Below are 25363 nucleotides of genomic sequence, written 5' to 3' on the forward strand. Positions count from 1 at the left end.
AGGGCGTGTCATCCGCCGACCGGGGTCCGCACCAGCACGGTGCGGACCCCGGCTCGCGCTGTTTCCAGGCTCTTCAGGAAGGCAGACCGCATGTCCCGCAAGCCCCAGAAGAAGACGAGCCGACGCACCCCGGCCGCTTCGTCCCCCGCGTCGCCCAGGGAGTTCCGGGTGCCCGAGGGCACCACACCCGCCCTCCCCGCCGTCGAGGACTTCGCGCTTCTGGACATGCCCGAGGCGCTCCTGAAGACCCTCGCGGCCCAGGGCGTGACCACGCCCTTCCCGATCCAGGCCGCCACGCTGCCGAACTCGCTGGCAGGCCGTGACCTGCTCGGCCGCGGCCGTACCGGCTCCGGCAAGACGCTGGCCTTCGGCCTGGCGCTGCTGGCCCGTACGGCGGGGCTGCGCGCCCAGCCCAAGGCCCCGCTGGCCCTGGTCCTGGTGCCCACCCGCGAGCTCGCCCAGCAGGTGACCGACGCGCTCACCCCGTACGCGACCTCGGTGAACCTGCGCATGACCACCGTGGTCGGCGGCCTCTCGATCACCCGCCAGGCCTCTGCGCTGCGGCGCGGCGCCGAGGTGGTCGTGGCCAGCCCCGGCCGGCTGAACGACCTGGTGGAGCGTGGTGACTGCGTGCTCGACCAGGTGCGCATCACGGTCCTCGACGAGGCCGACCAGATGACCGACATGGGCTTCCTGCCGCAGATCACCCGGCTGATCCAGCAGGTGCGCCCGGACGGCCAGCGGATGCTGTTCTCGGCGACCCTCGACGCGAACATCGACAAGCTGGTGCAGCGGTTCCTGACCGACCCCGTGGTGCACTCCGTGGACCCGTCGGCCGGTGCGGTGAGCACGATGGAGCACCACGTGCTGCACGTCATGGACCAGCCCGACAAGAAGGCCGTCGCCGCGCGCATCGCCGCCCGCGAGGGCCGGGTGATCCTCTTCGTGGACACCAAGCGGTCCGCCGACCGCCTCGCCAAGCGGCTGCTCGCCTCCGGCGTGCTGGCCTCGCCGCTGCACGGCGGGCGCTCGCAGCCGCAGCGCAACCGCACCCTGGAGCAGTTCAAGAACGGCCAGGTCACGGCGCTGGTGGCGACGAACGTCGCGGCCCGCGGCATACACATCGACGACCTCGACCTCGTGGTGAACGTCGACCCGCCGACCGACCACAAGGACTACCTGCACCGCGGTGGCCGCACGGCCCGCGCGGGCGGGTCCGGCACCGTGGTCACGCTGGTGCTGCCGGAGGAGAAGCGGGACGTCACCAAGCTGATGTCCGACGCGGGCATCCGGCCGCGCACCACCCGGATCAAGTCGACCGACCCCGAGCTGGCCGAGATCACCGGCGCCCGCGAGCCGTCGGGCGTCCCGGTCACCATCCCGGTCCCGCAGCCGACCGCACCGGCCTCCTCGCGCCCGGAGCGCAAGGACGGCGACGCCAAGGACGGGAGCTCGCGCCGGGGACGCTCCGGCCGCCGCCGTAGCGGTGGCGGTCGCTCCACCGCCACCGGTACCGCGACCGGCGAGGGCACGCAGGGCCGGGGCACCCAGAGCCGGGGCTCGGAGCGCCGTACCGGCTCGGAGCGCGCCACCGGTGACGGTGTCCGCCGTACCGAGCGCAAGCCCGCGTCCCGTACGCAGGGCGGGTCCGCGTCCCGTACGACCGGCTCGGGCGCGGGCGCGTCCCGTACCGGTGGTGGCGCGGCCTCCGGGTCCGGGGCCGGGGCCGGGGGCTCCTCCCGGCGCGGCTCGCGCGGCGGCCGGCGCGGTGGCGCCGGTGCGTCCGGGCGCGGGAGCCGGGAGGGCTGACCACCCTGACACCCGGCTGACACCGGCTGAGGTCTGACGGAGGGCGGCGCCGCACGGCGCCGCCCTCTTCCTCAGGGGATGGCAACGTTGTCAGCCAGACGTCGAGGACGTCACGGCGTGTAGACCGCGTTGCTCCCGTACAGCTTCTGCGTGAAGGAGGAGACGTACGAGCTGCGGTCGCCGGCGTTCAGGTTGTACGTCAGGTACACCCCGTACCCCTCGCTCACCGTGCGCTGCGCGAGGCTGGCGGCGGTGCCGGACGGGGTCGCCTGGATGTCGACGGCCGCCGGGGAGAGGCCGGACTTCGGCAGGGCGATGCCCGGGACGCCCCAGGTGCCGTAGTACGGGTTCCAGGCGTAGTTGAACTTCGAGGAGACGTCCACGCCGCCGTACGAGAGGCGGGAGGCCGAAGGGCCGATGTTGTACAGCGAGATCAGCTTGTTCGGCAGGTAACCGCGCAGCGCGGTCACCACGTTGACGAACGAGCTGGCGTTGGGCTGGCCGGTGCCGTTCTTGCCGTACTCCGCGTACTCGTCGTCGAAGTCGATGCCGTCGAGGCCGTACTTGGTGACGGCGTCGGACATCTGCTTGGCGAAGGCCGAAGCGGCGGTCTGGTTCGGGAAGTTGGCGAAGCCCGCGCCCTGGTGGTTGCCGAGCACCGACAGCATGACCTTGATGCCCTTGGCCTGCAGCGGGCGGATCTGGGTGGCAGCGTTGTCAAGGACGCGCTGCACGTTCTCGTTGAAGTAGAGGTAGGCGGACTTCTTCGTGGTGTCGTAGTTGATGTTCGCGGCGAAGATGACCGCGACGTCGAAGACGTTCCCGCCGCCGTTGGCCAGCTTGTACTTGCCGACGTTCAGCATGCTGTCGCTGTTGACCTCGATGTACGCGACCGAGGTGGGCCCCTGCTTGGCGACGGGGGCCGCCGCGGTGGCCGTGGTGGTGGCCGTGGTGCCGCCGGCGAACAGCGCGGCGGTCAGGACGGTGAACAGGGCGGTGCGGACTCTGCCCCGGCCGGACGTGAACCTCATCGGTGGGCCTCTCGTGGAAGGGAACTGCTCGTGGGGGACTGCTCGTCGGGGGACTGCTCGTGCGGGACCGCACGGCCCGGCGGCCGTGAGTGACGGCTCGTCAACGAGCCCGTACGCGCCGCGTTCGCCCGACCGGGTGGGAGCCTGCCACACCCGGGACTGTCCTGAACAGGAGGCGTTCGTACATGATCCAACCCGGTTTTCCGATCACAACGCTCATGTTGGTCATGTCTCTTGATCGAGTGGATCGGGTCGAGTACAACGGCTGCGCGCGACACCTCCCACCCCCACAGGAGCCACTCCCCCCATGACAGACATCAACCGGCGCCGTTTCCTGCAGATCGCCGGGGCCACCGCGGCCTCCGCCGCCCTGTCCAGCTCCATCGACCGCGCCGCCGCGATCCCCGCGGCGCGGCGCAGCGGAACCCTGGAGGACGTCGAGCACATCGTCGTCCTGATGCAGGAGAACCGCTCCTTCGACCACTACTTCGGTACGCTCAGGGGCGTCCGCGGCTTCGGGGACCCGCGCCCCGTCACCCTGCCCAGCGGCAAGCCCGTGTGGCACCAGTCCGGCGGCGGCACGGAGACGCTGCCCTACCGGCCGGACGCCGACGACCTGGGCATGCGCTTCATCGCGGGGCTCGACCACGACTGGGCCGGCGGCCACAGCGCCTTCAACGGCGGCGCGTACGACAACTGGGTCCCCGCCAAGGGCACCGGTGCGATGGCGTACCTGACGCGGCGCGACATCCCGTTCCACCACGCGCTCGCCGACGCGTTCACCGTCTGCGACGCGTACCACTGCTCGTTCATGGGCGCGACCGACCCCAACCGCTACTACATGCTCACCGGGCACGTCGGCAACGACGGCGCGGGCGGCGGACCGGTCCTCGGCAACCAGGAGGCGGGGTACGGCTGGACGACGTACGCCGAGCGCCTCGAGCGCGCGGGGGTGAGCTGGAAGGTGTACCAGGACGTCGGCGACGGCCTCGACGCGGCCGGCGGCTGGGGCTGGATCGACGACGCCTACCGGGGCAACTACGGCGACAACTCCCTGCTGTACTTCAACAGTTACCGGGGCGCCAAGCCCGGCGACCCGCTGTACGAGAAGGCGCGCACCGGCACGAACGCCAAGGCGGGCGACGGCTACTTCGACCGGCTGCGCGCCGACGTCGCCGCCGGCACCCTGCCGCAGGTGTCCTGGATCGCCGCGCCCGAGGCCTTCAGCGAGCACCCCAACTGGCCCACCAACTACGGCGCCTGGTACATCTCCCGGGTGCTCGACGCGCTGACGTCCAACCCGGAGGTGTGGGCGAGGACGGCGCTGTTCCTCACGTACGACGAGAACGACGGCTACTTCGACCACGTCGTGCCGCCCGTGCCGCCGGCCTCGGCGGACGAGGGCCGGTCCACGGTCGACACCGCCCTGGACCACTACCCGGGCGGCGGCTCCTACGCGGCCGGGCCCTACGGCCTCGGCATGCGCGTGCCGATGGTCGTCGTCTCGCCGTGGTCCACGGGCGGTTACGTCTGCTCGGAGACCTTCGACCACACCTCGGTCATCCGCTTCATGGAGGAGCGCTTCGGCGTGCGGGAGACGAACATCTCCCCCTGGCGCAGGGCCATTTGCGGCGACCTCACCTCCGCGTTCGACTTCTCCCTGGAGGTCACCTCCCCGGCCTCGCTGCCCGACACCTCGGGCTACGAGCCGCCGGACCGCGAGCGCCACGAGAGCTACGTGCCGACGCCGCCCGCGACGGGGGCGCTGCCGAAGCAGGAGGCGGGCTCGCGCCCGACCCGGCCGCTGCCGTACGCGCCCTACGTGGACGGCGCGGCCGACGTCGGCACCGGGAAGTACCAGCTGACGTTCGGCAGCGGGGACGCGGCGGGCGCGGCCTTCCAGGTGCGGTCGCAGAGCCGTACGGACGGGCCGTGGACGTACACCACGGAGGCCGCGAAGTCCCTGTCCGACAGCTGGAACTCGTCGTACTCCCAGGGGCGTTACGACCTGACGGTGCACGGCCCCGGCGGCTTCCTGCGCGCCTTCAAGGGCGACAACAAGACCGCGGAGCCCGAGGTGACCGCGCGGCACGACGCCGCGACCGGCAACCTGCGGCTGACCCTGCGCAACCCGGCCTCCGCCGACGCGCGCGTCACCGTGACGAACGCCTACGGCGGTGCGCCGGTGACCACCGTCGTGCGGGCCGGTGCGAGCGTGGAGCGGACGGTGGACCTGAGCGGCACCCGGCGGTGGTACGACCTGGAGGTGGTGGTGGAGGGCGACTCCGGCTACCTGCGGCGCCTCGCGGGGCACGTCGAGAACGGTGAGCCGGGGGTGAGCGACCCGCACATCGCGACGGCCTGATCCGCACGGCGGGTCTTCCGAGCACGACGGCGCCCCGGGAACGGCCCGGGGCGCCGTCGCGCGTATGTAAACGACGTGGGTCGGTGCTGGTCAGCGCGCGTCAGTAGCGGACCCACAGGACGTAGACGTCGGGGCGGGACGGGGCGAAGGGTTCGCAGAAGTAGAGCGCCCCCCAGATGTTGCGGCCGGCCTGGCCGGCCGCGTTGCACTCCGCGAGGGAGGCGTGGTGACTGCGGGCGTAGAAGCCGGGCGGGGCCGCTTCGGCGGTGGCGGCGGTGCCGAGCGCGAGTGCTGATCCAGCCACGACGGTGGCGACGGCGGCTGCGATACGACGGTACATGGCAGGCCCTCCTGAAGGCGCCGGTCGTCCCGGCGCAGAGCATGACGATGCGTGACGTACGGGTCGTGCTGGCCCATCAGGCGATATCGGCTGCGCAGCCGGGACGAACCTAGCGGGCGTCCCGTACACCGCACAACAGGTCTAGGCCAATCAATTCCAGCGAGCGGGCCGGTCCCGGTGGGGCCTCCTCACGCCGGCTCGGCGGGACGGGGACCGCTTCCCCACGCCGTCCGACGGGCCCGGACAGGCGCCCTTCCTCACACCGTCCTGACGGGACGGGCCCGAGGCCTTACGCACACGGAGCAGCGGGCGTTCCGTCATCCAGCAGATACACCGCCCTCCTAGCGTGATCGACGTCCGCAAGGCCCGACCCGCACCACCGCGGTGTCGCACGGCGCGGGGCCGCGCGGCGCGCACCCGACGCGCCGCGGCACCCAGAGAGGCGAGAAGCCCATGACCACCCCCGTCTTCGCCCACCTCCCGTCCCACCGGCCGCCGTGCGCACCCGAACGGCGCGAGGAGATCCTCCGCTCTCCCGGCTTCGGCCACCACTTCACCGACCACATGGTCACCCTCAGGTGGAACGAGCGGCGCGGCTGGCACGACGGGCAGGTCCGCCCGTACGCCCCGCTGCCCCTCGACCCGGCCGCCATGGTCCTGCACTACGGGCAGGGCGTCTTCGAGGGCCTCAAGGTCCACCGGGGGCCCGACGGGAGGCTCGCCGCCTTCCGGCCCGTGCTGAACGCGCGGCGCTTCCGGGAGTCGGCCGCCCGCATGGCCATGCCCGAGCTCCCCGAGGAGACGTTCCTCGCCGCCTGCGACGCGCTCGTCGCCCGGGACCGCGCCTGGGTGTCGGGACGACCGGGCCACTCGCTCTACCTGCGCCCGTTCCTGATCGCCACCGAGCCGGGACTCGGGGTGCGACCGGCCCGCGAGTACCTCTTCGCCGTCATCGCCTCCCCCACCGAGGGCTACTTCGCCCGGGGAGGCGACCCGGTGTCGGTGTGGATCTGCGAGGAGTACGTGCGGGCCGCGCCGGGCGGCACCGGCGCGGCCAAGACCGGCGCCAACTACGCCGCGTCCCTCCTCGGCCAGGCCCAGGCGGAGGAGCGGGGCTGCGACCAGGTGGTCTGGCTCGACGCGCAGGAGCGCAGGTGGGTCGAGGAGATGGGCGCGATGAACCTGTTCTTCGTGTACGGGGACCGCGTCGTCACGCCCCGCCTGACCGGCTCCCTGCTGCCGGGCATCACGCGCTCCTCGCTGCTCGACCTCGCCCGCGACCTGGGCCACCGGGCCGAGGAGGGGCGGATCTCTGTACGGCAGTGGCAGCGGGACGCCGCGAACGGCTCGCTGACCGAGGTGTTCGCCTGCGGCACCGCCGCGGTGATCACGCCCGTGGGGCGGGCCAGCTCGGCGGCCGGCCCGTGGACGGTCGGCGACGGACGGTGCGGCCCGGTCACCGCGCGGCTGCGGGAGGCGCTCACGGCGATCCAGCGCGGCACGGCGGCGGACCGGCGCGGATGGATGCGCGAGGTCGCGCCCGCCCCGGCCCTGTCGGCGGTCTGACGACGCGCCGCGCCCCCTCGCGCGCCCCACCCTCTCGTGCGCGCGCCGCCGGTCCCGTACGCGTCCGCCGAGTCCGGACCCGTCCCGCCCCCGCCACTCCCCCACTCCCCACTCCCCCACTCCCCACTCCCCACTCCCAACGCCCAACGCCCAACGCCCAACGCCCCCAGGAGGTCCCCCATGTCTTCCCCCACCACCCTGGCCGCCCTGCCCGCCGCCCTCGGGCGCCCGCACTTCATCGGCGTCGGCGGCTCCGGCATGTCCGCCATCGCGAAACTGCTCGTCGGGCGCGGCGCCCGCGTCTCGGGCAGCGACGCGTACGACTCCGCCACGCTCCCCGCCCTGCGCGCGCTGGGCGCCGGGGTGTCCGCCGGGCACGGGGCGGACCGGCTGCCCTCCGACGCGAGCTGCGTGGTCGTCTCCAGCGCCATCGCCCCCGACAACCCCGAGCTGGTACGGGCCGGGGACCTGGGCGTGCCGGTCCTGCACCGCTCGCAGGCGCTGGCCGCGCTGATCGCGGGGAGCAGGACCGTCGCGGTGGCCGGTACGCACGGCAAGACCACGACCTCCTCGATGCTGGCCGTGGCGCTGACCGCGATGGGCGCGGACCCCTCGTACGCCATCGGGGCCGACCTCGACGCCCCCTGCTCCAACGCGCGCCGGGGCGACAGCGACCTCTTCGTGGTCGAGGCGGACGAGAGCGACCGCAGCTTCCACGCCTACCGGCCCGAGGTCGCGGTCGTCCTGAACGTGGAGTTCGAGCACCACGCCAACTACGCCTCCCTGGAGGCGGTCCACGAGTCCTTCGAGACCTTCGTCGCCGGCGTCGAACCCGGCGGCACCCTGATCGTCTCCGCCGACGACCCGGGCGCGCGGGAACTGACCCGGCGGCTCGGCGCGCACCGGCCCGCGCGCGTCGTGACGTACGGCGAGGCGGAGGACGCCGACGTGCGCATCCGGAGCATCGCCCGCCGGGGCGGCCTGAGCCAGGTCCGGGTCACGCTCGGCCCCCGCACCCTGCTCTTCACAGTCCCGGTGCCCGGCCGGCACTACGCCCACAACGCGGTCGCCGCGCTGGCCGCGGGCCACGCGCTCGGCCTGGACGTCGTCCGACTGGCCGACGCGCTCGGCTCGTACACCGGGGCCAGGCGCCGGCTGGAGCCGAAGGGCACCGCCGCGGGCGTCACGGTCGTCGACACCTACGCCCACCACCCGACGGAGATGCGGGCCGACCTGGAGGCGCTGCGGGAGATGTACGGGGAGCGGCGCCTCCTCGTCGTCTACCAGCCGCACCTGTTCTCCCGCACCCGGCACCTGGGCGCCGCGATGGGGCGGGCGCTGGCGCTGGCCGACGCCTCGCTGGTCCTCGACGTCTACCCGGCGCGCGAGGAACCACTGCCCGGCGTCACCAGCGCGCTGGTGGTCGACGCGGCCGTGGAGGCGGGCGCGCACGTCCGCGCGGTGCACGACATGGCGGCGGCCCCCGGACTGCTCGCCGGGGCGGCCCGTCCCGGCGACGTGCTGGTCACGATGGGCGGCGGGGACGTCACCCTGCTCGGGCCGCTGATTCTGGACGAACTGCGCGGGACCGCCTCCCCCGCCGGGACCGGGTGAGCGACCGTGGCCCTCATGAACGCCACCACCGCGCACCCCGGCACCCGCCTGCCCGGCCGGCGCCCCTGCTTCCCCTGCGTGCGCCGACTCGTCGAGCAGGGAGTGCGCGAGCGGGTGTACCCCGGGGCCGTGTGGGCCGTCGGCGACGCCTCGGGCACGCACGCGTCGGGCACGGCCGGAACGCTCACCGGGGACCCCGCCGGGCCGCCGACGCTGCCCGGCACGGCCTTCGACGTCGCGAGCTTCACCAAGGTGTTCGCCACCTGGTCCTCGGTCGGCGCCCTGTGGGAGGCGGGCCTGCTCGACCCGTACGCGCCGCTCGGCACGTACTGGCCCGCCGTGGCGGGCCGCCCGGTGGGCGGGCTGACCGCGCACCAGCTCCTCACCCACACCGCCGGACTGCCGCTGCGCGCCCAGCTGAAGCCGCTGTACGGCAGCGACCCGGCGGCCGTGCGCCGGGGCGTGCTGAGCGCGGCGCTGCGGCGTCCGCCCGGCGAGGCCGTGGAGTACACCGACCGGGCCGCCATCATCCTGGGCTTCCTGGTGGAGGACCTGACGGGACGGCCGCTGGGGGTCTGCGCCGAGGAGGGGACGTTCCTGCCACTGGGCATGGGCAGCACCCGCTACGGGCCCCTCCCCTTCGCCCGGCGGACCCGTTGCGCGCCGACGGAGCTCGATCCGGAGACCGGCCGGCACGCCTGGGGCACGGTGCACGACTACTCCGCCCGGGTCCTCGGCTCCTCGTGCGGCAGCGCGGGGCTCTTCTCCACGGCCGACGACGTGGCCGCCTTCCTGCGCCACGTCCTGGGCGGCACTCCGGGCACCGCACCGGCCGGCTTCGGCCCGCGCTGGGTCACGGAGTCACTGCGCGTCCACACGGGCGCCCTGCGCCCGGTGCGCGGGCTGCTGTGGCACCTGGCGCCGGGGACCGCGCCCGCCGCGGACGTCTGGGCGCACTACGGGTTCACCGGTACGGGGATGTGGGTGTGCCCGCGCAAGGGACGCTGGGCCCTGCTGCTCACCAACAAGCTCCACTTCGGCCGCGAGCGGGGCCCGATGACCGGGGTGCGCGACCGGTTCCGTGAGCTCGCGTTCGCATGAGCGCGACCGCTTCCGGCAGTTCGCGTTCGCATGAGCCCGATCGCCTCCGGCCGCTCGCGTCCACGCGAGCCGTCGCACGCCGCCCCCGGCGGAGTCCGATGAACACCACGACGAAAGCACAGAGGTACGCATGATGACCGCCCGACAGCTGTACCCTGCACGTCCCGCACGCCTGCTGACGCACCGCCCGCACACCGCCCCGGGCGGCACCCTGACCGAGGTCGCCCCTCCCGGCCTGGACGAGATACGCGCCGCGCGCGACAGGCTCCGCGCGGTGGTCCGCAGGACACCGCTGGAGAGCAGCCGCCACCTCAGCGCCCTCGCGGGCACCCCCGTCCACCTCAAGTGCGAACACCTGCAGCGCACCGGTTCGTTCAAGCTGCGCGGCGCCTACGTCAGGCTGGCGTCCCTCTCCCCGGCGGAGCGGGCGCGCGGCGTCGTGGCGGCCAGTGCGGGCAACCACGCGCAGGGCGTCGCGCTGGCCGCGTCGCTGCTCGGGATGCGCGCCACCGTGTTCATGCCGGTGGGGGCGCCCGCGCCCAAGGTGGCCGCGACGCGCGAGTACGGGGCCGAGGTGCGGCTGGCCGGGGCGGTGGTGGACGAGACCCTGGAGGTCGCCCAGGCCCACGCGCGGCTGACCGGCACGGTGTTCGTCCACCCCTTCGACCACCGGGACGTCGTCGCAGGGCAGGCCACGGTGGGCCTGGAGATCGTCGAGCAGTGCCCGCCGGTGCGGACGATCCTGGTGGGCGTGGGCGGCGGGGGGCTCGCGGCGGGGGTGGCCCTGGCGGTGAAGGCCCACGACCCGGACATCCGGGTGATCGGGGTGCAGGCGCGCAACGCGGCCGCCTATCCCGCGTCACTGGCGCTCGGCCGCCCGGTGACGGTCCCGCCCCGGCCGACGGTCGCGGACGGCATCATGGTGGCCCGGCCAGGGCGGCTGCCCTTCGCGGTGCTGGAGAAGCTCGTCGACGACGTCCGTACGGTGTCGGAGGACGCGCTGGGGGCGGCGGTGCTCACCTGCATGCAGCGCCTGAAGATGGTGGTGGAACCGGCCGGGGCGAGCCCCGTCGCCGCCCTGCTCGACGGCCGGGGACGCTTCGAGGGCCCGGTGGTCGCCGTGCTCTCGGGCGGCAACATCGACCCGGACGTCGCCGGGCGCCTGCTGCGGGGCGCAGCGTGAGTGACCGGGGCCGGGGCCGGCCTGCTCGTACCGTCCGGTCGTGTGGTCGTGCGGTGGGCGTGGTCGTGCGGGCTCACCAGACGCCGTCGTACAGCTCCTTGAGCCAGCGCAGGGACTCGGACGGGTCGCGGGCGACGGCGGCCAGGCGGTTGAGCTGGACCAGGTGGTGCTCGACGGTGACCGGGTCCTGGAGGAACACCGATCCCGCCAGCTGCTCGCAGTACACCGCGTCGGGCAGGTCGACCCGGCCGAAGCGCAGGTACGTGACGTTGCCGGTCAGGGCCGCGACGCCCATGGCCTCGGGCTGGACCACCTGGACGGCGGCCTCTCGCCGCTCGACGCACTCGATGAGGTGGCCGACCTGGGCCCGCATGACCTCCCGGTCGGAGACGGACCAGCGCAGGGCCTCCTCGCGCACCGCCACCCACAGCTGCGGGGCGGCGTCCTGCGCCAGTTGGAGCTCGCGCTGGCGCTGGCGCTCCATGCGCAGCTCCACGAGCTCGGCGACCTGGTGCGCGGTGCGGCCGGGCCGCTCCCCCCAGATGACGTCGGCGGCGTACGCCGCGGTCTGCAACAGGCCGGGCACGTAGTTGGGTTCGTAGATGCGGATCCGGAAGGCGGCGCCTTCGAGGGAGATCAGCGGCTCGAAGAAGTCCTGGACGCTGTCGTGCCAGGGCTGCCAGTACTCGGGCTCCCGCGCGTGCTCGAGGAGCTGCATGAACTCCCGTACGTGTACGGGGTTGTCGACCCCGTACAGCGCGAGCAGCGCGCGGGCGTCGGCCGACTTGCAACTCTGCCGGCCGCCCTCGACGCGGTCGACCTTCGCCTCGGAGAGCCCCAGCCGACGGGCGACCTCGGCGCGGGAGAGGCCGGAGGAGAGGCGCAGTCTGCGCAACTGCCCACCCAGGATGATCTTCAGGGCGGAGGGGTAGTTCTCCATCCGGCTCAGCCCGTCGAGGGACAGCGCCCGCCCGGCGCCGTACGGCTCACCCGAACGGGAAGTGAAGTCCTCTTGCGCGGCACACATGCACGGCTCCCGGGTCACTACGCGGAATCCCAGTATCCCCTCAACCATCCGTGGCGGAAAGGAGGTTGTGCCTCGGTGAGGATTTTCGGCCAATACCGGTCGCACCACGGTGTCACGTCCGTGCGTCGTACCCCGTGCGTCGTACCGGAGCCACCGGCCCCGGCGCCCGGCCCGACGACCCGCGCGGCGACGCGAGTACCACGGGCCGGGCGCCGTGCGTCACTTGGGCGGGGCCGCGGGCTGGAAGACCGCGTCGAGCACCTGGCGGGCGATGTCGATGCCGAAGCCGGTGAACATCTGGGCCGACAGCAGGCTCATCTGCGTCGTCAGGGCGGCGCCGCTGGCGATGAGGGCGCCGTAGTCGTTGCGGGACCGGGCGTCCGCCAGCTTGCGGACCTCCTTCTTGATGGCGTCGATGGTGGCGGCGAGGATCGGGGAGGTGCTGCGGTGGGCCGGTGGACCGCCGGGGATGATGGCCAGCAGGTTGTCGAGCGAGGCGTCCACCTTCTTCAGGCCGACCTCCAGCTTCACCTGGTCCATCTGGCCGTTGAAGACGTCGCCCGCGAAGTTGGAGGTCTCGGCGTTCGCGGCGCCCATCTTGCCGAAGGTGTAGAACCCCTTGGCCTGGCGCCGCATCTCCCGCTCGGTGCCCGCGTCCGGGGGCGGCGGGTCCGCCAGGGGGTCCGTGGCCGGCGTGCCCGCGGCCGCCACCCGTACCGCCGCCTCCGGGCCCGCCGTGTGGGCCGCCGCCGTCGTGACCGGTCCCGCCAGCACACCGGCACACGCCAGCGCGCTCGCGCACCACACCAGTGATCTACGCATCCGCCTCGCTCCTCGCTGTGGACCTGACATCGCGTCAGGCACCCTCAGGCTTAACAGCGGTCCGGGCGCGCCGCACAAGGTGATGCTCCACTTGATGCCCCACCCGATGCTCCACTCGATGCTCCGCTTCGCGACGCGGGCCTCTGCCGGGGTGGCTCCGGGGTGGCCGGCACGGGCGTCGGCGTGGGGTCTCAGGGGAAGCGCAGCGCGATGGCGAGTCCCCCGGCCGGGCCCGGTACGGCGGTCAGTTCCGCGTCGTGGGCCCGGGCGATGGACGCGGCGATCGACAGGCCGAGGCCGTGACCGCTGGTGCCCGTACGGTCGCCGTCCAGGCGGCGGAAGGGCTCGAAGAGCCCGGGGACGCGCTCGGCGGGCACGCGCGGGCCGGTGTTGGTGACGGTCACGGTCCGGCCCTCGAACGTCACGTCCACCCGGCCCCCTTCGTGGTTGTACCGCACGGCGTTGTCCACCAGGTTGGACAGCAGGTGCCGCAGGAGCAGCGGGTCACCCAGGACCGTGAGCGGCGCGCCCTCCGCGACGGCGACGGCCACCCCGGCCTCGTCGGCCCGCGCGGCCTGGTCCGCCGTGACCTGGCGGGCGGTGGCCACCAGGTCGACTGGCCCGCTCTCCTCCAGGCCCCGGTCGCTGCGGGCCAGCAGCAGGAGCGCCTCCACCATCCGCGTCGCGTCGCGGTTGCTGGCCAGGAGTTCGTCGCGCACCTCGGCGAGGTCCGCGGGGAGCGGGTCGGCGAAGCCGACCTGGAGGCTGGTGCGCTGCACGGCGAGGGGGGTCTTGAGCTCGTGCGAGGCGTTGGCGACGAAGCGCCGCTGGCTCTCGAAGGACTTCTCCAGCCGTTCCAGCATGGTGTCGAAGGTGTCGGCGAGCCGGTGCAGTTCGTCGTCGGGTCCGGTGAGGGCCAGCCGCTGGTGCAGGTTCTCGTCGCTGATGCGGCGCGCCGCTTCGGTGACGGAGGTGACCGGGCGCAGCGCCCGCCCGGCGAGCCACCAGCCGAGCACCCCGGCGAGCAGGGCCATGACGACGAGCCCGACGCCGGACCAGAGGAGCATCTGGCGCAGGGCGGCGTCCTGGACGGCCTGGATGGTGTGGTCGATCTTCTGGACCAGCGCGACGTCGCCGCGCGGGACGGGTGGCACCGACGGTTCGGCGCGGCCCGACCCGCCGGGTTCGGCGGGAGCGACGGGGCTGTAGGGGCCTTCGGCGGCCGGGGGCGTCGTGACGTACCTGACGTCCATCGACTGCACCTGCTGCGCCGTGCCGTACCGGGCGAGGACCACCACGAAGGCGAGCAGCGCGACCCCGCTGACCAGGAAGAGCCCGGAGATCGCGACGGCCAGCCGGTAGCGGAAGGGGAGGCGGGCGAGGAACGCGCGCGGGTTCATCCGCACAGCCGGTACCCCTCGCCCTTGTCGGCGGAGATGACGGCGTGGTCGCCGAGCTTGCCGCGCAGCCTGCTGACGGTCGCGCGTACGGCGCTGGTGCGCGGGTCGAGGTTCTCGTCCCACAGGGTCCGCACGATCTCGTCGTGCGCCACGGGCGTGCCCTGGGCCTGGACGAGCAGCCGCAGCACCGCGAACTCCTTGGGGGTCAGCTCCAGGACCCGCCCTTCCGCGGCGGCCTCGCACCGGGTCTCGTCCAGGGTGATGTCCCCGTACCGCAGGACGCTGCGCCGCGGCTGGGGGGCGCGGCGGCTGAGCGCCCGTACGCGCGCGACGAGCTCGGCGAAGTCGAACGGCTTGGCCAGGTAGTCGTCCGCACCGAGCCTGGTCAGTCCGTACACCTTGTCCTCGATCGCGCCCGCGGCCGTGAGCATGAGGATGCGCGGCGGGTCCACGAGCCCCCGCAGCCGCCGGCACACCTCGTCGCCGGTGAGGACCGGGAGGTCGCGGTCGAGGACGAGCACGTCGTAGTCGGTGAGCAGGCACATCCGCTCCGCCTCCTCGCCGTCGTGCGCGACGTCGACGGCCATCGCCTGGCGGCGCAGGCCGATGGCGATGTTGCGGGCCAGTACGTGGTGGTCCTCCGCGACCAGAACTCTCATGCACTCATCAAACCAAGATCATGATTGCAGCGGCATAAGGGCACGAAACGGCACGCCCGGACTCCCCCGCTCCGCCTCCGCCCCTCCCGTCCCCCTCCTCGTCCCCGTGATCCTTATGCCGCCGTAACACTCTTATCCGCCTGCAAGGCCCCACCTGCTCTTCTCTTCGCCATGAACTTCGTCAAGCGCGCCGCGATGAGCCTGCGCGCCAGGAAATCCAGGACGGCGGGTCTGCTGGCGATCTTCGTCGTCCTCTGCACGCTCCTGCTCGGCGGCTTCCTGCTCCAGGCGGCCGCCGCCCGCCAGGAGGCCGACGCCCAGCGCCGCGTCGGAGTGGACGTCACGGTCCGCGGCAAGGGCCTCACCCCGGCCGCCGCGGCCCGGCTGGGCGCGTCGCCCGAGGTCAACCGCTACAACCCGCTGGTCCCGCTGCGGGCCGGCGCCCAGGGCTTCGCGCCGCTGACGTCGCCCGGGCCGCGCCCGGGCGGCAAGGGCACCGACGACGCTCCGCTGGCCCTGAGCGGGGTACGGGACAGCGGCCTGCTGCTGCCGTTCTCGTACGGCACGACGAAGGTCACCGCCGGGCGCGGCATCGAGCCCGGCGACGCGGGGCGCGACGTGGCCCTGGTAGAGCGACGGCTGGCCGAGCGCAACCGCCTGGAGGTGGGCGACACCGTGCGGCTGCGCTCCGCCGACGGCAAGCGCCTCGTACCGGTGGAGGTCGTCGGCGTCTACCGGGACCCGATGCCCGACCCCTCCCAGTGGACCGCGCCGCACCAGCTGCCGGGCAACAACGTGTACGTGCCCGTGGGCACCGTCCAGCGCCTCGGCGCCCCCACCACCACCGCGTCCGAGGCCGTCTTCCGCATCGGCTCCCCCGAACAGGCCGAGCGCCTGCACTCCGGGGCCACCCGGCTCCTCGGCGCGGGAACCTTCGACTTCCGGGTGAACGACAAGGCGTACAAGGACCAGGTCCGCCCCGTCCAGCGGGTCGGCACGCTCGCCGGGCTGATCGTGTGGGTCATCGCGCTGGCCGGGGCACTGGTCCTGGGGCTGATCGTGCTCCTCCAGGTCCGCGAGCGCCGCCATGAGCTGGGCGTCCTGCTGGCCATGGGCGAGAAGAAGTGGAAGCTCATCGGCCAGCAGGTCCTCGAGGTGTCTGTGGTGGCCCTGCCCGCGGTCGGGGTCGCCGCCCTGATCGGCCTCCTCGCCGGTCCGTACGTCTCCGACGCCCTGCCGGGTCCCGAGCGACGGCCGGGTCCGGCGGCGGACGCCGCTGACGCCCTGCCGGCTCCGGTGTCGGTGCGGGTGGACCCCGCCTCCGTCGGCAAGGTCGCGGGCATCGGCCTGGGCATCTCGCTGGCCGCCACCGTCATCCCGGGTGTCGGCGTCCTGCGCCTGCACCCGCGCTCCATCGTCACCGACGACGAGTAGCCCCGTCTCCCCTCTCTTCCACACCTCACCCCACTTCCACGAGAAGGCCGAACACCTTGCTGAACTTCGTCAAACGCGCGGGCCTGAGCCTGTGGGCCCGCAAGGGCCGCACCCTCATCACCCTGAGCACCTTCCTCGTCATCTCCGTGATGGTGCTGGCCGGCGTGCTGGTCAACGGCGCCACCGCCCGGGCCGAGCAGGACGCCAGGCGTTCGGTGGGAGCGGAGGTGAACATGGAGATGGACCTCGGCCGGATGGGCGCCGGCGGCGGGGGAATGCAGGCCCCCCAGATCGACGCGTCCACCGTCGACAGGCTCGGCCGCCTCCCCCAGGTGCAGAAGTACACGTACTCCACGTGGGACCGGGTGATCTTCACGAAGGGCGGCAAACCCGTCGGGGACGGCGCGAGCAACCCCATGGGCCCCGGCGGCACCGCCGGCGTGGGCGTCCTCGACACCGGGCTCCTCGCCGACTTCCGCAGCGGCAGGTTCACGCTGCTGTCCGGGCGGCACCTGACCGCCGCCGACAAGGCCGCCCGGCTCGTCCTGATCGAGGAGCGCCTCGCCCGCAAGAACGGCCTCAAGGCTGGCAGCAAGCTCACCCTGACGGGCAACGAGCAGAAGAACAGCGGCGAGTTCACCGTCGCCGGTATCTTCCGCGACCCGCGGCCGAGCAGTGAGCCGGAGCCCGAGTACGGCGTGAACCCGGCCGACATGGTGTACCTCACCGTGGGCGGCCTCGCCTCGATCGGTTCGGACCCCAAGAGCTCGCTGCGGGTCGGCAAGGCCACCTTCCTGCTGGACGACGCAACCCACCTGGACGCGTTCAAGGACGAGGCCAAGCGCCTGGCCGGCTCCGCGCTCGACGGCTTCAAGCTGGACGCCAACGACAAGGCCCTCCAGCAGATGACCAGCCCCCTCAAGAGCATCCGCTCCACCGCCACCCTCGCCATGTGGCTGATCGCCCTCGCGGGCGCCGCCGTGCTCGCCCTGCTCGCCAACCTCGCCGTCAAGCAGCGGCGTAAGGAGTACGGCGTCCTGCTCGCCATGGGCGAGCCCAAGGGCAAGCTCATCGCCCAACAGGTCCTGGAGACCGTCGTCGTCGCTGCCGCCGCCCTCGTCCTCAGCACCCTCTTCGCCCAGGGCCTCACCCAGAGCGCCGGTCAGGCACTGCTCGGCAAGGAGGCCGCCGACGCCCGGCAGAAGCTGGACTCCTGGCAGCCCCCCGCCCCCGGCAGCACCGGCATCGACCAGGGCGCCGACTGGAACGACAAGCCCGTCGAGAACGCCGACCCCATCGACACCCTCACCGTGCGCCTCGATCCGGCGGACATCGCCGCCGTCGGCGGCGTCGGCCTCGGCACCGCCCTGCTCGCCACCGCCCTGCCCGCCGCCTCGGTCCTGCGCCTCAGCCCCCGCACCATCCTCACGAAGGGCAAGTGACCCCCCATGAACGCCACTTCCGCGCCCGCGTCCCGGCCCTCACCCACCTCCGTTCCCCTGCTCCAGCTCGACGGGGTCAGCCACTCCTACGAGGGCCAGCGCCGCAGGACGACCGTCCTGCGCACCATCGACCACGTCTTCGAACGCGGCACCTTCTACACCATCCTGGGCCCCTCCGGCAGCGGCAAGACGACCCTGCTCAGCCTGGCCAGCGGCCTTGACGCGCCCACCTCGGGCACGATCCGCTTCCAGGGCCAGGACCTCACCCGGCTCGGCCTGGGCCGCTACCGCAACCAGCACGCGGCGACCATCTTCCAGCAGTACAACCTCCTCACCTACATGACCGCCCTGCAGAACGTGACCACCGCCATGGAGATCACCGGCACCCGTCCCGCCACCGGCAGCCGCCGCGCCCGGGCACTCCAACTCCTCCAGCAGATCGGCCTGGACGAGGCGATGGCCACCCGCAACGTCCTGCGGCTCTCCGGGGGGCAGCAGCAGCGCGTCGCCATCGCCCGCGCCCTCGCCTGCGACGTGGACATCCTGTTCGCCGACGAGCCGACCGGGAACCTCGACGAGGACACCGCGCAGGGCATCATCGACACCTTCCGCGCACTCGCCCACGACCAGGGCACGTGCGTGGTCGTCGTGACCCATTCCCAGCAGCTCGCCCAGCAGTCGGACCGCATCCTGACCCTCCGCAAGGGCAGGCTCACCGAACAGGTCAACAACCCCTGAGCCCAGCCGCTCCGGGGCCGGGACCAGGGTCCCGCGCCCGGCTCCGGGAGCCGGGGCCTGGAACCTGGGCCCCGGAGCGAGGGCACCCCGTGCCTCAGCCCTTGCGTCCCCGTACCGTCGCCCACACCTCCCGGTCCGGCTGCAGTGTGAGCTTCGGGGCCGGGCGCAGCTGCGAGGGGTGTACGTCGACGCGGAAGCGGCGGGCCAGGACGGCCAGCACCAGGACCGCCTCCACCATCGCGAACCGCGCCCCGAGGCAGACCCGGGGTCCCCCGCCGAACGGGAACCACGCGTATTCCGGTATCTCCTCCGCCTCCGTGCCCTCCGGCGGGGCCCAGCGCTCGGGGCGGAACTCCTCCGGGTCGCGGAACCACCGGGGGTCACGGTGCGTCGCCCACGGGCTGCTCCACACCCGGGTACCCGCCGGGAGCCGGCGGCCCCCGACCGTCGCCCCTTCGCGCGCCACACCGGAGATGACCCAGATCGTCGGGTAGAGCCGCAGGGTCTCCTTCACCACTGCCTGGGTGTAGGTGAGCTTCTCGTAGTCCTCGAACCCGGGTTCGCGGTCGCCGAGGACCCGGTCCAACTCCCTCGTCAGTGACGCGTGGACGTCGGGGTTGGCGGACAGCAGGGTCCAGGCCCAGACGAGTGCGCTCGCGGTCGTCTCGTGCCCTCCGATGTAGAGGGTCACCGTCTCGTCCCGGATCTCCTCGTCCGTCAGCCGCGCCCCGGTCTCGTCCTGGGCGACGAGCAGCCGGCTGAGGAGGTCGGGGCGTCCGGAGCCCTCGTTGCGGTGCTCGGCGACCACCCGGGCCACTTCGCGGTCGATGACGGCGACCGCCTTGCGCACCCGCGCCCTGCCCGGCGTCGGCATCCAGCTGGGGAGCAGCGCGCCGAGGCCGCTCATCTCCGCGCCGATCTCCTGCTGGGCCACGCTCATGGCCCGGCCGATCGCGTCGACGTCGGCGTCCTTGCCCGTGCCGAAGATGGTCCGCACCGCCACGCGCTGGGTGAGGGCGGACATCTCCCTCCTGAGCTCGATGCTGCGGCCGTCGGCCCAGCCGTCGGCCGCCCGGACCGCCTCGGCGACCATCGTGGACGCGTACGCCTTCACCTGCTTGGGCCGGACGGAGGGCTGCACGAGGGAGCGCTTGCGCCGCCAGTCGGCGCCCTCGGCGACGACGACCCCGTTGCCCAGCAACGTACGGAAGGCGACGCCGAGTTCGGCGCGGTCGAAGTGCTCCTCGGCGCCTATCAGGAGCTCTCCGACGCAGTCCGGTTCGGAGAGGAACACGCAGAGCTTGCCGCCGAACCGCCAGGTGACGAGGGAGCCGTGGTCGCGCAGCCGGGTGAGGAAGCCGAGCGGGTCCTTGCCGAAGTCGGGCAGGCTGCCGAGCAGCGGCAGGCCCCGCGGCCCCGGCACCACCGGGTACTTCCCGGCCCGCGCCCCGGCCCCACCGGCCCCGTCGGCCGCCGCGTCCGCGACGACGGCGCCCTCGTGCGCTTGTGTTCCCACGCCCAACTCCCCTTCGAAGGAGGCCCGGTGCACCCGGCACCGCTTCCACCTCCATGCAAGCGGATCGGCCCGCGCAGCGCGACCCCTGTGGATAACTCCGCCGCCGCCCTCCGAGGAGCCGCGAGCGGGCCGCTTCGTCCACGGCGCGGCGCCGGGTCCGCGCCGGGTCCGCACCGGGCCCCGTTCCGACCGCGAAGCCGCCACAGCTTCCCTTGAGCCGCGGTCGAGACTCCCCGTACTCGACGACACAACACTTCAAGATCCGTTCATTCGCCCGTGACCTGCGGCTTCCTGGTACGAACCACTCCGGGCGTCGAGCAGCCGCGGCGAGAGGTCTAAACCATTAACGTCGCGCCAATTCCCTGTCGCATTCGGACCGTTGGGGCCCTTGGCGGCCTATGGTCTAAACCTGTGGCGCTAGGGTCGTACCCGTTGGACCGCACATCCGAACCAGTGGGGGATTCATGGCAGTTCATCACCTTCCCCAGCCGCCGGACGACGACGAGTTGTACTGGTACTTCGGCCCCCAGCACCGCTGGGTCCTCGTCAGCACCTCGCTCGCCTTCGTCGCCACGGCCGCGACCATGTTCAGCTTCGCCCTGCGCACGCCCGCCCTGTGGGCCTTCCTCGCCGCGCTCGCGCTCAACCTCGTGGCACTGCTGCTCTCCTCCGTGAACAGCCTGCGCCAGCGCCGCCTGACCAGGCGCTCCCACGAGGTGCTGCTGCGCGCCTGGCAGCCGTCCACCGCGCCGAGCGTCGACCTGTACCTGCCCACCTGCGGCGAGCCACTCGACGTACTCGCCAACGCCTACACGGCGGTCGCGGCCGTCCGCTGGCCCGGCGAACTGACCGTCTGGGTCCTCGACGACGCGGACCGGCCCGAGGTCGCCGACATGGCCCGCGCCCACGGCTACCGCTACGTGGTGCGCCCCGACCGCGGCCACCTCAAGAAGGCGGGCAACCTCAACCACGCGCTCACCCTGAGCGACGCGGAGTTCATCGCCATCCTCGACGCCGACTTCGCGCCCCGGCCCGACTTCCTGCACCACCTGGTGCCGTACCTGGCCGACCCCACCGTGGGCATCGTGCAGAGCCCCCAGTGCTTCGACACCGACGCGTCCATGGGGTGGATCCAGCGCGCCGCGGGCTCCGCACAGGAGTGGTTCTTCCGCTGGATCCAGCCCTCGCGCGACGCCAGCGACGCCGCCATCTGCTGCGGCAGCAACGCCGTCTACCGGCGCAGCGCCGTCGACCTGGCCGGCGGCTTCGCCAAGCTCGACCACAGCGAGGACCTCTACACCGGACTCGCCCTGTACGAGCAGGGGTTCCGCACCCTGTACGTCCCCGTGCTCGTCGCCAAGGGCACCTCCCCCGACGAGATCACCGCCTACGTCAACCAGCAGTACCGCTGGGCCATGGGCAACCTGCACCTGCTCGGCACGTCCGAACTCGCCAGGATCCGCGCGCCCTGGCGCATGCGGCTGTGCTTCTACGAGGGCATCGTCGGCTATCTGACCACGGCCGTGAACACCTTCGTCGCGCCCCTGCCCCCGCTCGTGATGCTGTTCTTCTACCCCGACGACATCCGGCCCTGGCACGTCCTGCCGCTGCTCGCGCCCCTCTGGCTGTGGCACGTACTGCTGCCCCGGATCAGCCGTACCCGCTGGCGCATAGAAGTCATCCGCTCCAACGTCCTGACCAGCATGGCGGCGGCCACCGCGTTCCTGCACACGCTCCGCGGACGCAGCGCCGCGTGGGTACCCACCGGGATGCGCGGCGCGGGCAGCAAGGGCGGCATGGCCCGGCGCGTGGTCCGTGTCTCGCTGCTCTGGCTCGTCCTGTCCAACGGCGCCGCCGTCACGGGGCTGGCCGTCGCCGTCACGCGCAACGGCTGGCAGCCCAACTGGGGCCTGCTCCTGTACGTACTGGTGCAGCTCCAGATCAACGTCCCCCTGGTCCGCGACCTCACCGCCGAACTGCGGCCGTCGGCGCCCGCCGACGCGCAGGAGCGACGTTCCCCGGGCGCGCGCCTGCGCGCGCTGACGCGCACCGCCACGACCATGCGCCCGCGCCGCTGGCCCGAGAGCCTCGCCGCGTCCGCACTGCTGCTGCTCATCGCCCTGCTGGCGTCCGGCTGGGTCGACCCGATGCTGCCCTGGCTCAGCTGAAAGGCCACCTCACCATGACCGTCCCCGTCACCTCCAGACCCTCCGCCGCACCACCCCGGCCGCCCGGCCCGGCGCCGCGCCGTGGCAGCGAGTCGGGGCCGAGCCCGCACCGCTCGGCGTTCCGCCCCGACATCGAGGGCCTGCGCGCCGTCGCCGTCCTGGCCGTGCTCGCCTTCCACGCCGGACTCCCTTGGCTCCAGGGCGGGTTCGTCGGAGTGGACGTCTTCTTCGTCATCTCCGGCTACCTGATCACCGGGCTGCTGGTCCGCGAGGCCATCACCACCGGGCGCGTCCGGCTCGCCGACTTCTTCTCGCGCCGGGCGCGGCGGCTACTCCCCTCGGCCGCCGTGGTGCTCGTCTGCGCCGCCCTGGCCGGGGCCGTGCTGACCGTACCGCTGCGGCGCGGCGACCTGGAGCACGACGTCGTCGCCTCGGCCCTGTCCGTCGCCAACTGGCGCTTCGTCGCGCAGCGGACCGACTACCTCGCGGCGGGGCACGACCAGAGTCCGCTGCTGCACTTCTGGTCGCTGGCCGTGGAGGAACAGTTCTACCTGTTCTGGGCACCCTTGCTCGCCGTGACCGTGCTGTGCGCGGCACGCGCGGTCAGGCGCGGGCGCGCCGTACGTGCCGCGGTGGCCGTGCCGACCGCGGTGGTGGGCCTGGGATCGTTCGCCCTGTCGCTCACCTGGACCGAACACTCCGCGTCGCTCGCCTACCTCGCCACGCCGGCCCGCGCCTGGCAGTTCGCCGTGGGCGCGCTCCTCGCCCTGCTCCCCTGGCACCTGCTGCGCGGTCCGCGCGTACCGAGACTGCTGATGGGGTGGGCGGGCGCGGCGGCGATCGCGTGGAGCGTGGTGGCGTACGACGCGAGCACCCCGTACCCCGGTGTCGCCGCGCTCGTCCCGACGCTGGGCGCGGCAGCGGTGATCCTGGCCGCGATACCGGGCCGGGGCGAGCACAGCGTGGACGACCGGCTGTCCGTGGGACGGCTGCTGTCCCTGCGCGCGCCCCGGGCGGTCGGCAGGCTCTCGTACAACCTCTACCTGTGGCACTGGCCGGTCCTCGTCCTCGCCGAGGCGCGCCTCGGCAGCCTGGGCTGGCCCGCGAAGACGGCCCTGACCGCTGCCTCGGTGCTGCCCGCCCTCGCGGCCATGTACGGAGTGGAACGCCCGCTGCGCCGCAGCCGTACCGTCTCCGAACTCCCCCGCCGGGGGCTCTCGCTGGGCATCGCCGCGATCGTCGTACCCGTCGTGCTGGCCCTGGTCGTCGGCTCCACCACACTGCGCCTGCTCGGCGGCGACGAGCCCGTCGCCATGCGCGGCCTGCCGCCGGGCGCGACGAGCGGCCCGCACCTGCTCGCCCGGCCCGCCGGGGCACGACTGGACCGCGGCCCCGTGGTGCCGACCGCCGCACAGGCGCGCAAGGACTTCCCGCCGGACGGCGCGTGCGAGGTGGCACCCGAGGTGACGCGCAGCCCGAGCTGCCTGTTCGGCGCGGTCGACAGCCCCGACCGCATCGTGCTGCTCGGCGACTCGCACGCGGGACAGTGGTTCTCGCCGCTGCTCGCCCTGGCGTCCCAGCGCGGCTGGGCGCTGCAGGAACTCGTGAAGCAGGGCTGCCCGCTGCCCCAGCTCACGGTGCACAACCCGCAGCTGGGCCGTACCTACCGGGAGTGCGACACCTGGCGCGCGGACGCGCTCCAGCGGCTGCGCAGCCAGCCGAAGCCTCGTCTGATCGTGATCTCCTCGCTCAACCGGTACACCGACGACCGCGCCCTGCTGGCCGAGGCCTGGGAGAAGACACTGGCCCCGCTGCGGGCGCTCGGCGCACCCGTCGTCTACCTCCAGGACACCCCGGTCCCCGGCCGGGACGTCCCTGCCTGCGTGTCCGGCAGCCCTGACGACCCTTCGACCTGCGCCTTCGACCGTGCGAAGGCACAACAGCCGGACCCACTGGCCGAACGGATCACCGCGGGCGCGGTGCCCGGGGTACGCACCGTCGGTGTGAACACGGTGCTGTGCCCCGGCACCGGGCCCACCTGCCCGGCCGTACTGGACCGCGTGCTCCTGTACCGCGACGACTCGCACCTGACGAACGCGGCCGCGACCGTCCTCACCGCCCGGCTGGAACGCCTGCTCTCCGACGCGGGCGCCCTGACCACCACCGGCGCCGTCGGCAAGGACGGCTGGAAGGTGCTCCTGCGCGACGACTTCGACGGAGCCGCGGGCAGCCGTCCCTCCGGACGCCACTGGCAGTACGACATCGGCACCTGCTACCCGGGCTGCCCGGCGCCCCAGTGGGGCACCGGCGAGATCGAGACCATGACCGACTCCACGGAGAACGTACGGCTCGACGGCAAGGGTGCCCTGGAGATCGTGCCCACCCGCAAGGACGGCCGCTGGTACTCGGGCCGCATCGAGACCAGGCGCGCGGACTTCGCGCCGCCGCCCGGGGGCGTACTGCGCGTCGAGGCCTCCCTGGCCCTGCCGGACGTGACGGGCACCGGGGCGGCCGGCTACTGGCCCGCGTTCTGGGCGCTGGGCGCGCCCCTGCGCGACGGGTACAAGGGGTGGCCCGCGGTGGGCGAGCTGGACATCATGGAGTCGGTCAACGGGCAGGACACCGTCTTCGGCACGATGCACTGCGGCGTTCTGGAGGGCGGCCCGTGCCGCGAGCCCCAGGGTCTGAGCTCCAAGCCCCAGCGGTGCGACGGATGCCGTGAGCGGTTCCACACGTACGCGGTCGAGGTGGACACCACGGTCGGCGCGGAGGAAGTCCGCTGGTACCTGGACGGGCGCGTCCACCACCGGGTGAAGGCGGCACAGATGGACACGGCGACGTGGAAGCGCGCGGTGGACCACGGACTGTTCGTCATCCTCAACGTGGCGATCGGCGGCAACCTTCCTCTCGCCCACGGCGCGACAGCCGGTCCTGGGACGGAACCGGGTCACCCGCTGCGCGTGGACCACGTCGCGGTGTCGACACGTGATGCGGGGGCGGGGCGCTGACGGATGGCCGATGACGACTGACGACTGACGACTGACGACTTGCAGCTGACAGCTGACAGCCAGCCGATGACAGATGACGGTCGGCAGATGACGACTGAGAGAGAACAGACGACGGATAACAGATGACAGATAGTGACTGA

The 25363-nt window shown here is 73.1% G+C and carries 17 protein-coding genes and 1 pseudogene; 11 read left to right on the forward strand and 7 right to left on the reverse strand.

Annotated elements, in window-relative coordinates:
• Positions 1–90 precede the first annotated feature (90 nt).
• The gene (locus ABT160_RS05360) at positions 91–1809 is read left to right on the forward strand and encodes a DEAD/DEAH box helicase (RefSeq protein ID WP_351643792.1); all 1719 of its coding nucleotides are present in this window, start codon (positions 91–93) and stop codon (positions 1807–1809) included.
• A gap of 110 nt (positions 1810–1919) precedes the next feature.
• On the opposite strand, the gene ABT160_RS05365 is transcribed toward ABT160_RS05360, so the two are convergent.
• Positions 1920–2840, reverse strand: a complete 921-nt coding sequence (locus tag ABT160_RS05365; protein ID WP_351643794.1) for an endo-beta-N-acetylglucosaminidase H — start codon at positions 2838–2840, stop codon at positions 1920–1922.
• 307 nt (positions 2841–3147) lie between these two features.
• Between ABT160_RS05365 and ABT160_RS05370 the strand changes: the two genes are divergently transcribed.
• A complete protein-coding gene (locus ABT160_RS05370; protein ID WP_351643795.1) occupies positions 3148–5205 on the forward strand; it encodes a phosphocholine-specific phospholipase C in 2058 nt (685 codons plus the stop codon).
• Between the two features lie 100 nt (positions 5206–5305).
• Here the strand turns inward: ABT160_RS05370 and ABT160_RS05375 are convergent, their stop codons facing one another.
• The gene (locus ABT160_RS05375) at positions 5306–5545 is read right to left on the reverse strand and encodes a hypothetical protein (protein ID WP_351643797.1); all 240 of its coding nucleotides are present in this window, start codon (positions 5543–5545) and stop codon (positions 5306–5308) included.
• 453 nt (positions 5546–5998) lie between these two features.
• On the opposite strand from ABT160_RS05375, the gene ABT160_RS05380 reads away from it, so the two are divergent.
• From ABT160_RS05380 to ABT160_RS05395, 4 genes and pseudogenes are all read left to right on the forward strand, one after another.
• The gene (locus ABT160_RS05380; protein WP_351643799.1) at positions 5999–7111 is read left to right on the forward strand and encodes a branched-chain amino acid aminotransferase; all 1113 of its coding nucleotides are present in this window, start codon (positions 5999–6001) and stop codon (positions 7109–7111) included.
• A 180-nt stretch (positions 7112–7291) separates the two neighbouring features.
• A complete protein-coding gene (gene murC / locus ABT160_RS05385) occupies positions 7292–8725 on the forward strand; it encodes a UDP-N-acetylmuramate--L-alanine ligase (protein ID WP_351643801.1) in 1434 nt (477 codons plus the stop codon).
• A 15-nt stretch (positions 8726–8740) separates the two neighbouring features.
• Positions 8741–9826 (forward strand): serine hydrolase domain-containing protein, encoded by a 1086-nt coding sequence (locus ABT160_RS05390; protein WP_351643803.1) that lies wholly within the window; start codon positions 8741–8743, stop codon positions 9824–9826.
• 172 nt (positions 9827–9998) lie between these two features.
• Positions 9999–10997: pseudogene (locus ABT160_RS05395) on the forward strand (threonine ammonia-lyase); the annotation flags it as partial.
• Positions 10998–11082: 85 nt separating this feature from the next.
• Here ABT160_RS05395 and ABT160_RS05400 read toward each other — a convergent pair.
• The 4 genes from ABT160_RS05400 to ABT160_RS05415 form a co-directional block, all read right to left on the reverse strand.
• Entirely contained in the window at positions 11083–12036 is a 954-nt protein-coding gene (locus ABT160_RS05400; RefSeq protein ID WP_351643805.1) for a helix-turn-helix domain-containing protein, read from the reverse strand.
• Between the two features lie 219 nt (positions 12037–12255).
• Entirely contained in the window at positions 12256–12858 is a 603-nt protein-coding gene (locus ABT160_RS05405) for a hypothetical protein (RefSeq protein ID WP_351643807.1), read from the reverse strand.
• A gap of 191 nt (positions 12859–13049) precedes the next feature.
• Positions 13050–14258, reverse strand: a complete 1209-nt coding sequence (locus ABT160_RS05410) for an ATP-binding protein (protein ID WP_351643808.1) — start codon at positions 14256–14258, stop codon at positions 13050–13052.
• Positions 14255–14917, reverse strand: coding sequence for a response regulator transcription factor (locus tag ABT160_RS05415; RefSeq protein ID WP_351643809.1), 663 nt, complete (start codon positions 14915–14917; stop codon positions 14255–14257). Before ABT160_RS05415 ends, ABT160_RS05410 begins: the two co-directional genes overlap by 4 nt.
• 171 nt (positions 14918–15088) lie before the next feature.
• Between ABT160_RS05415 and ABT160_RS05420 the strand changes: the two genes are divergently transcribed.
• Genes ABT160_RS05420 through ABT160_RS05430 form a run of 3 tightly spaced genes read left to right on the forward strand, consistent with a single transcriptional unit; the run spans position 15089 to position 18531 of the window.
• Complete coding sequence (locus ABT160_RS05420; RefSeq protein ID WP_351643811.1) at positions 15089–16351, forward strand: ABC transporter permease; 1263 nt, start codon at positions 15089–15091, stop codon at positions 16349–16351.
• A 56-nt stretch (positions 16352–16407) separates the two neighbouring features.
• Positions 16408–17793, forward strand: coding sequence for an ABC transporter permease (locus ABT160_RS05425; RefSeq protein ID WP_351643813.1), 1386 nt, complete (start codon positions 16408–16410; stop codon positions 17791–17793).
• 6 nt (positions 17794–17799) lie between these two features.
• Positions 17800–18531 carry an ABC transporter ATP-binding protein gene (locus ABT160_RS05430; protein WP_351643816.1) on the forward strand — a complete coding sequence of 244 codons (732 nt, stop codon included), beginning with the start codon at positions 17800–17802 and terminating at the stop codon, positions 18529–18531.
• Positions 18532–18625: 94 nt separating this feature from the next.
• On the opposite strand, the gene ABT160_RS05435 is transcribed toward ABT160_RS05430, so the two are convergent.
• Positions 18626–19957, reverse strand: a complete 1332-nt coding sequence (locus ABT160_RS05435) for a cytochrome P450 (RefSeq protein WP_351644192.1) — start codon at positions 19955–19957, stop codon at positions 18626–18628.
• A gap of 554 nt (positions 19958–20511) precedes the next feature.
• Here ABT160_RS05435 and ABT160_RS05440 point away from each other — a divergent pair.
• Positions 20512–22215 carry a glycosyltransferase family 2 protein gene (locus tag ABT160_RS05440; protein WP_351643817.1) on the forward strand — a complete coding sequence of 568 codons (1704 nt, stop codon included), beginning with the start codon at positions 20512–20514 and terminating at the stop codon, positions 22213–22215.
• A 14-nt stretch (positions 22216–22229) separates the two neighbouring features.
• Positions 22230–25223 (forward strand): SGNH hydrolase domain-containing protein, encoded by a 2994-nt coding sequence (locus ABT160_RS05445; RefSeq protein WP_351643819.1) that lies wholly within the window; start codon positions 22230–22232, stop codon positions 25221–25223.
• The last annotated feature ends 140 nt before the right edge of the window (positions 25224–25363 follow it).

It is taken from the genome of Streptomyces sp. NPDC001941, assembly GCF_040296945.1.
Classification (GTDB): Bacteria; Actinomycetota; Actinomycetes; order Streptomycetales; family Streptomycetaceae; genus Streptomyces.

Bases quoted from the DNA above. Each gene is read 5' to 3' on its own strand.
- ABT160_RS05360 (WP_351643792.1), top strand. From the start codon at position 91: ATGTCCCGCAAGCCCCAGAAGAAGACGAGCCGACGCACCCCGGCCGCT.
- ABT160_RS05365 (WP_351643794.1), bottom strand. From the start codon at position 2,840: ATGAGGTTCACGTCCGGCCGGGGCAGAGTCCGCACCGCCCTGTTCACC.
- ABT160_RS05370 (WP_351643795.1), top strand. From the start codon at position 3,148: ATGACAGACATCAACCGGCGCCGTTTCCTGCAGATCGCCGGGGCCACC.
- ABT160_RS05375 (WP_351643797.1), bottom strand. From the start codon at position 5,545: ATGTACCGTCGTATCGCAGCCGCCGTCGCCACCGTCGTGGCTGGATCA.
- ABT160_RS05380 (WP_351643799.1), top strand. From the start codon at position 5,999: ATGACCACCCCCGTCTTCGCCCACCTCCCGTCCCACCGGCCGCCGTGC.
- murC (WP_351643801.1), top strand. From the start codon at position 7,292: ATGTCTTCCCCCACCACCCTGGCCGCCCTGCCCGCCGCCCTCGGGCGC.
- ABT160_RS05390 (WP_351643803.1), top strand. From the start codon at position 8,741: ATGAACGCCACCACCGCGCACCCCGGCACCCGCCTGCCCGGCCGGCGC.
- ABT160_RS05400 (WP_351643805.1), bottom strand. From the start codon at position 12,036: ATGTGTGCCGCGCAAGAGGACTTCACTTCCCGTTCGGGTGAGCCGTAC.
- ABT160_RS05405 (WP_351643807.1), bottom strand. From the start codon at position 12,858: ATGCGTAGATCACTGGTGTGGTGCGCGAGCGCGCTGGCGTGTGCCGGT.
- ABT160_RS05410 (WP_351643808.1), bottom strand. From the start codon at position 14,258: ATGAACCCGCGCGCGTTCCTCGCCCGCCTCCCCTTCCGCTACCGGCTG.
- ABT160_RS05415 (WP_351643809.1), bottom strand. From the start codon at position 14,917: ATGAGAGTTCTGGTCGCGGAGGACCACCACGTACTGGCCCGCAACATC.
- ABT160_RS05420 (WP_351643811.1), top strand. From the start codon at position 15,089: ATGAACTTCGTCAAGCGCGCCGCGATGAGCCTGCGCGCCAGGAAATCC.
- ABT160_RS05430 (WP_351643816.1), top strand. From the start codon at position 17,800: ATGAACGCCACTTCCGCGCCCGCGTCCCGGCCCTCACCCACCTCCGTT.
- ABT160_RS05440 (WP_351643817.1), top strand. From the start codon at position 20,512: ATGGCAGTTCATCACCTTCCCCAGCCGCCGGACGACGACGAGTTGTAC.
- ABT160_RS05445 (WP_351643819.1), top strand. From the start codon at position 22,230: ATGACCGTCCCCGTCACCTCCAGACCCTCCGCCGCACCACCCCGGCCG.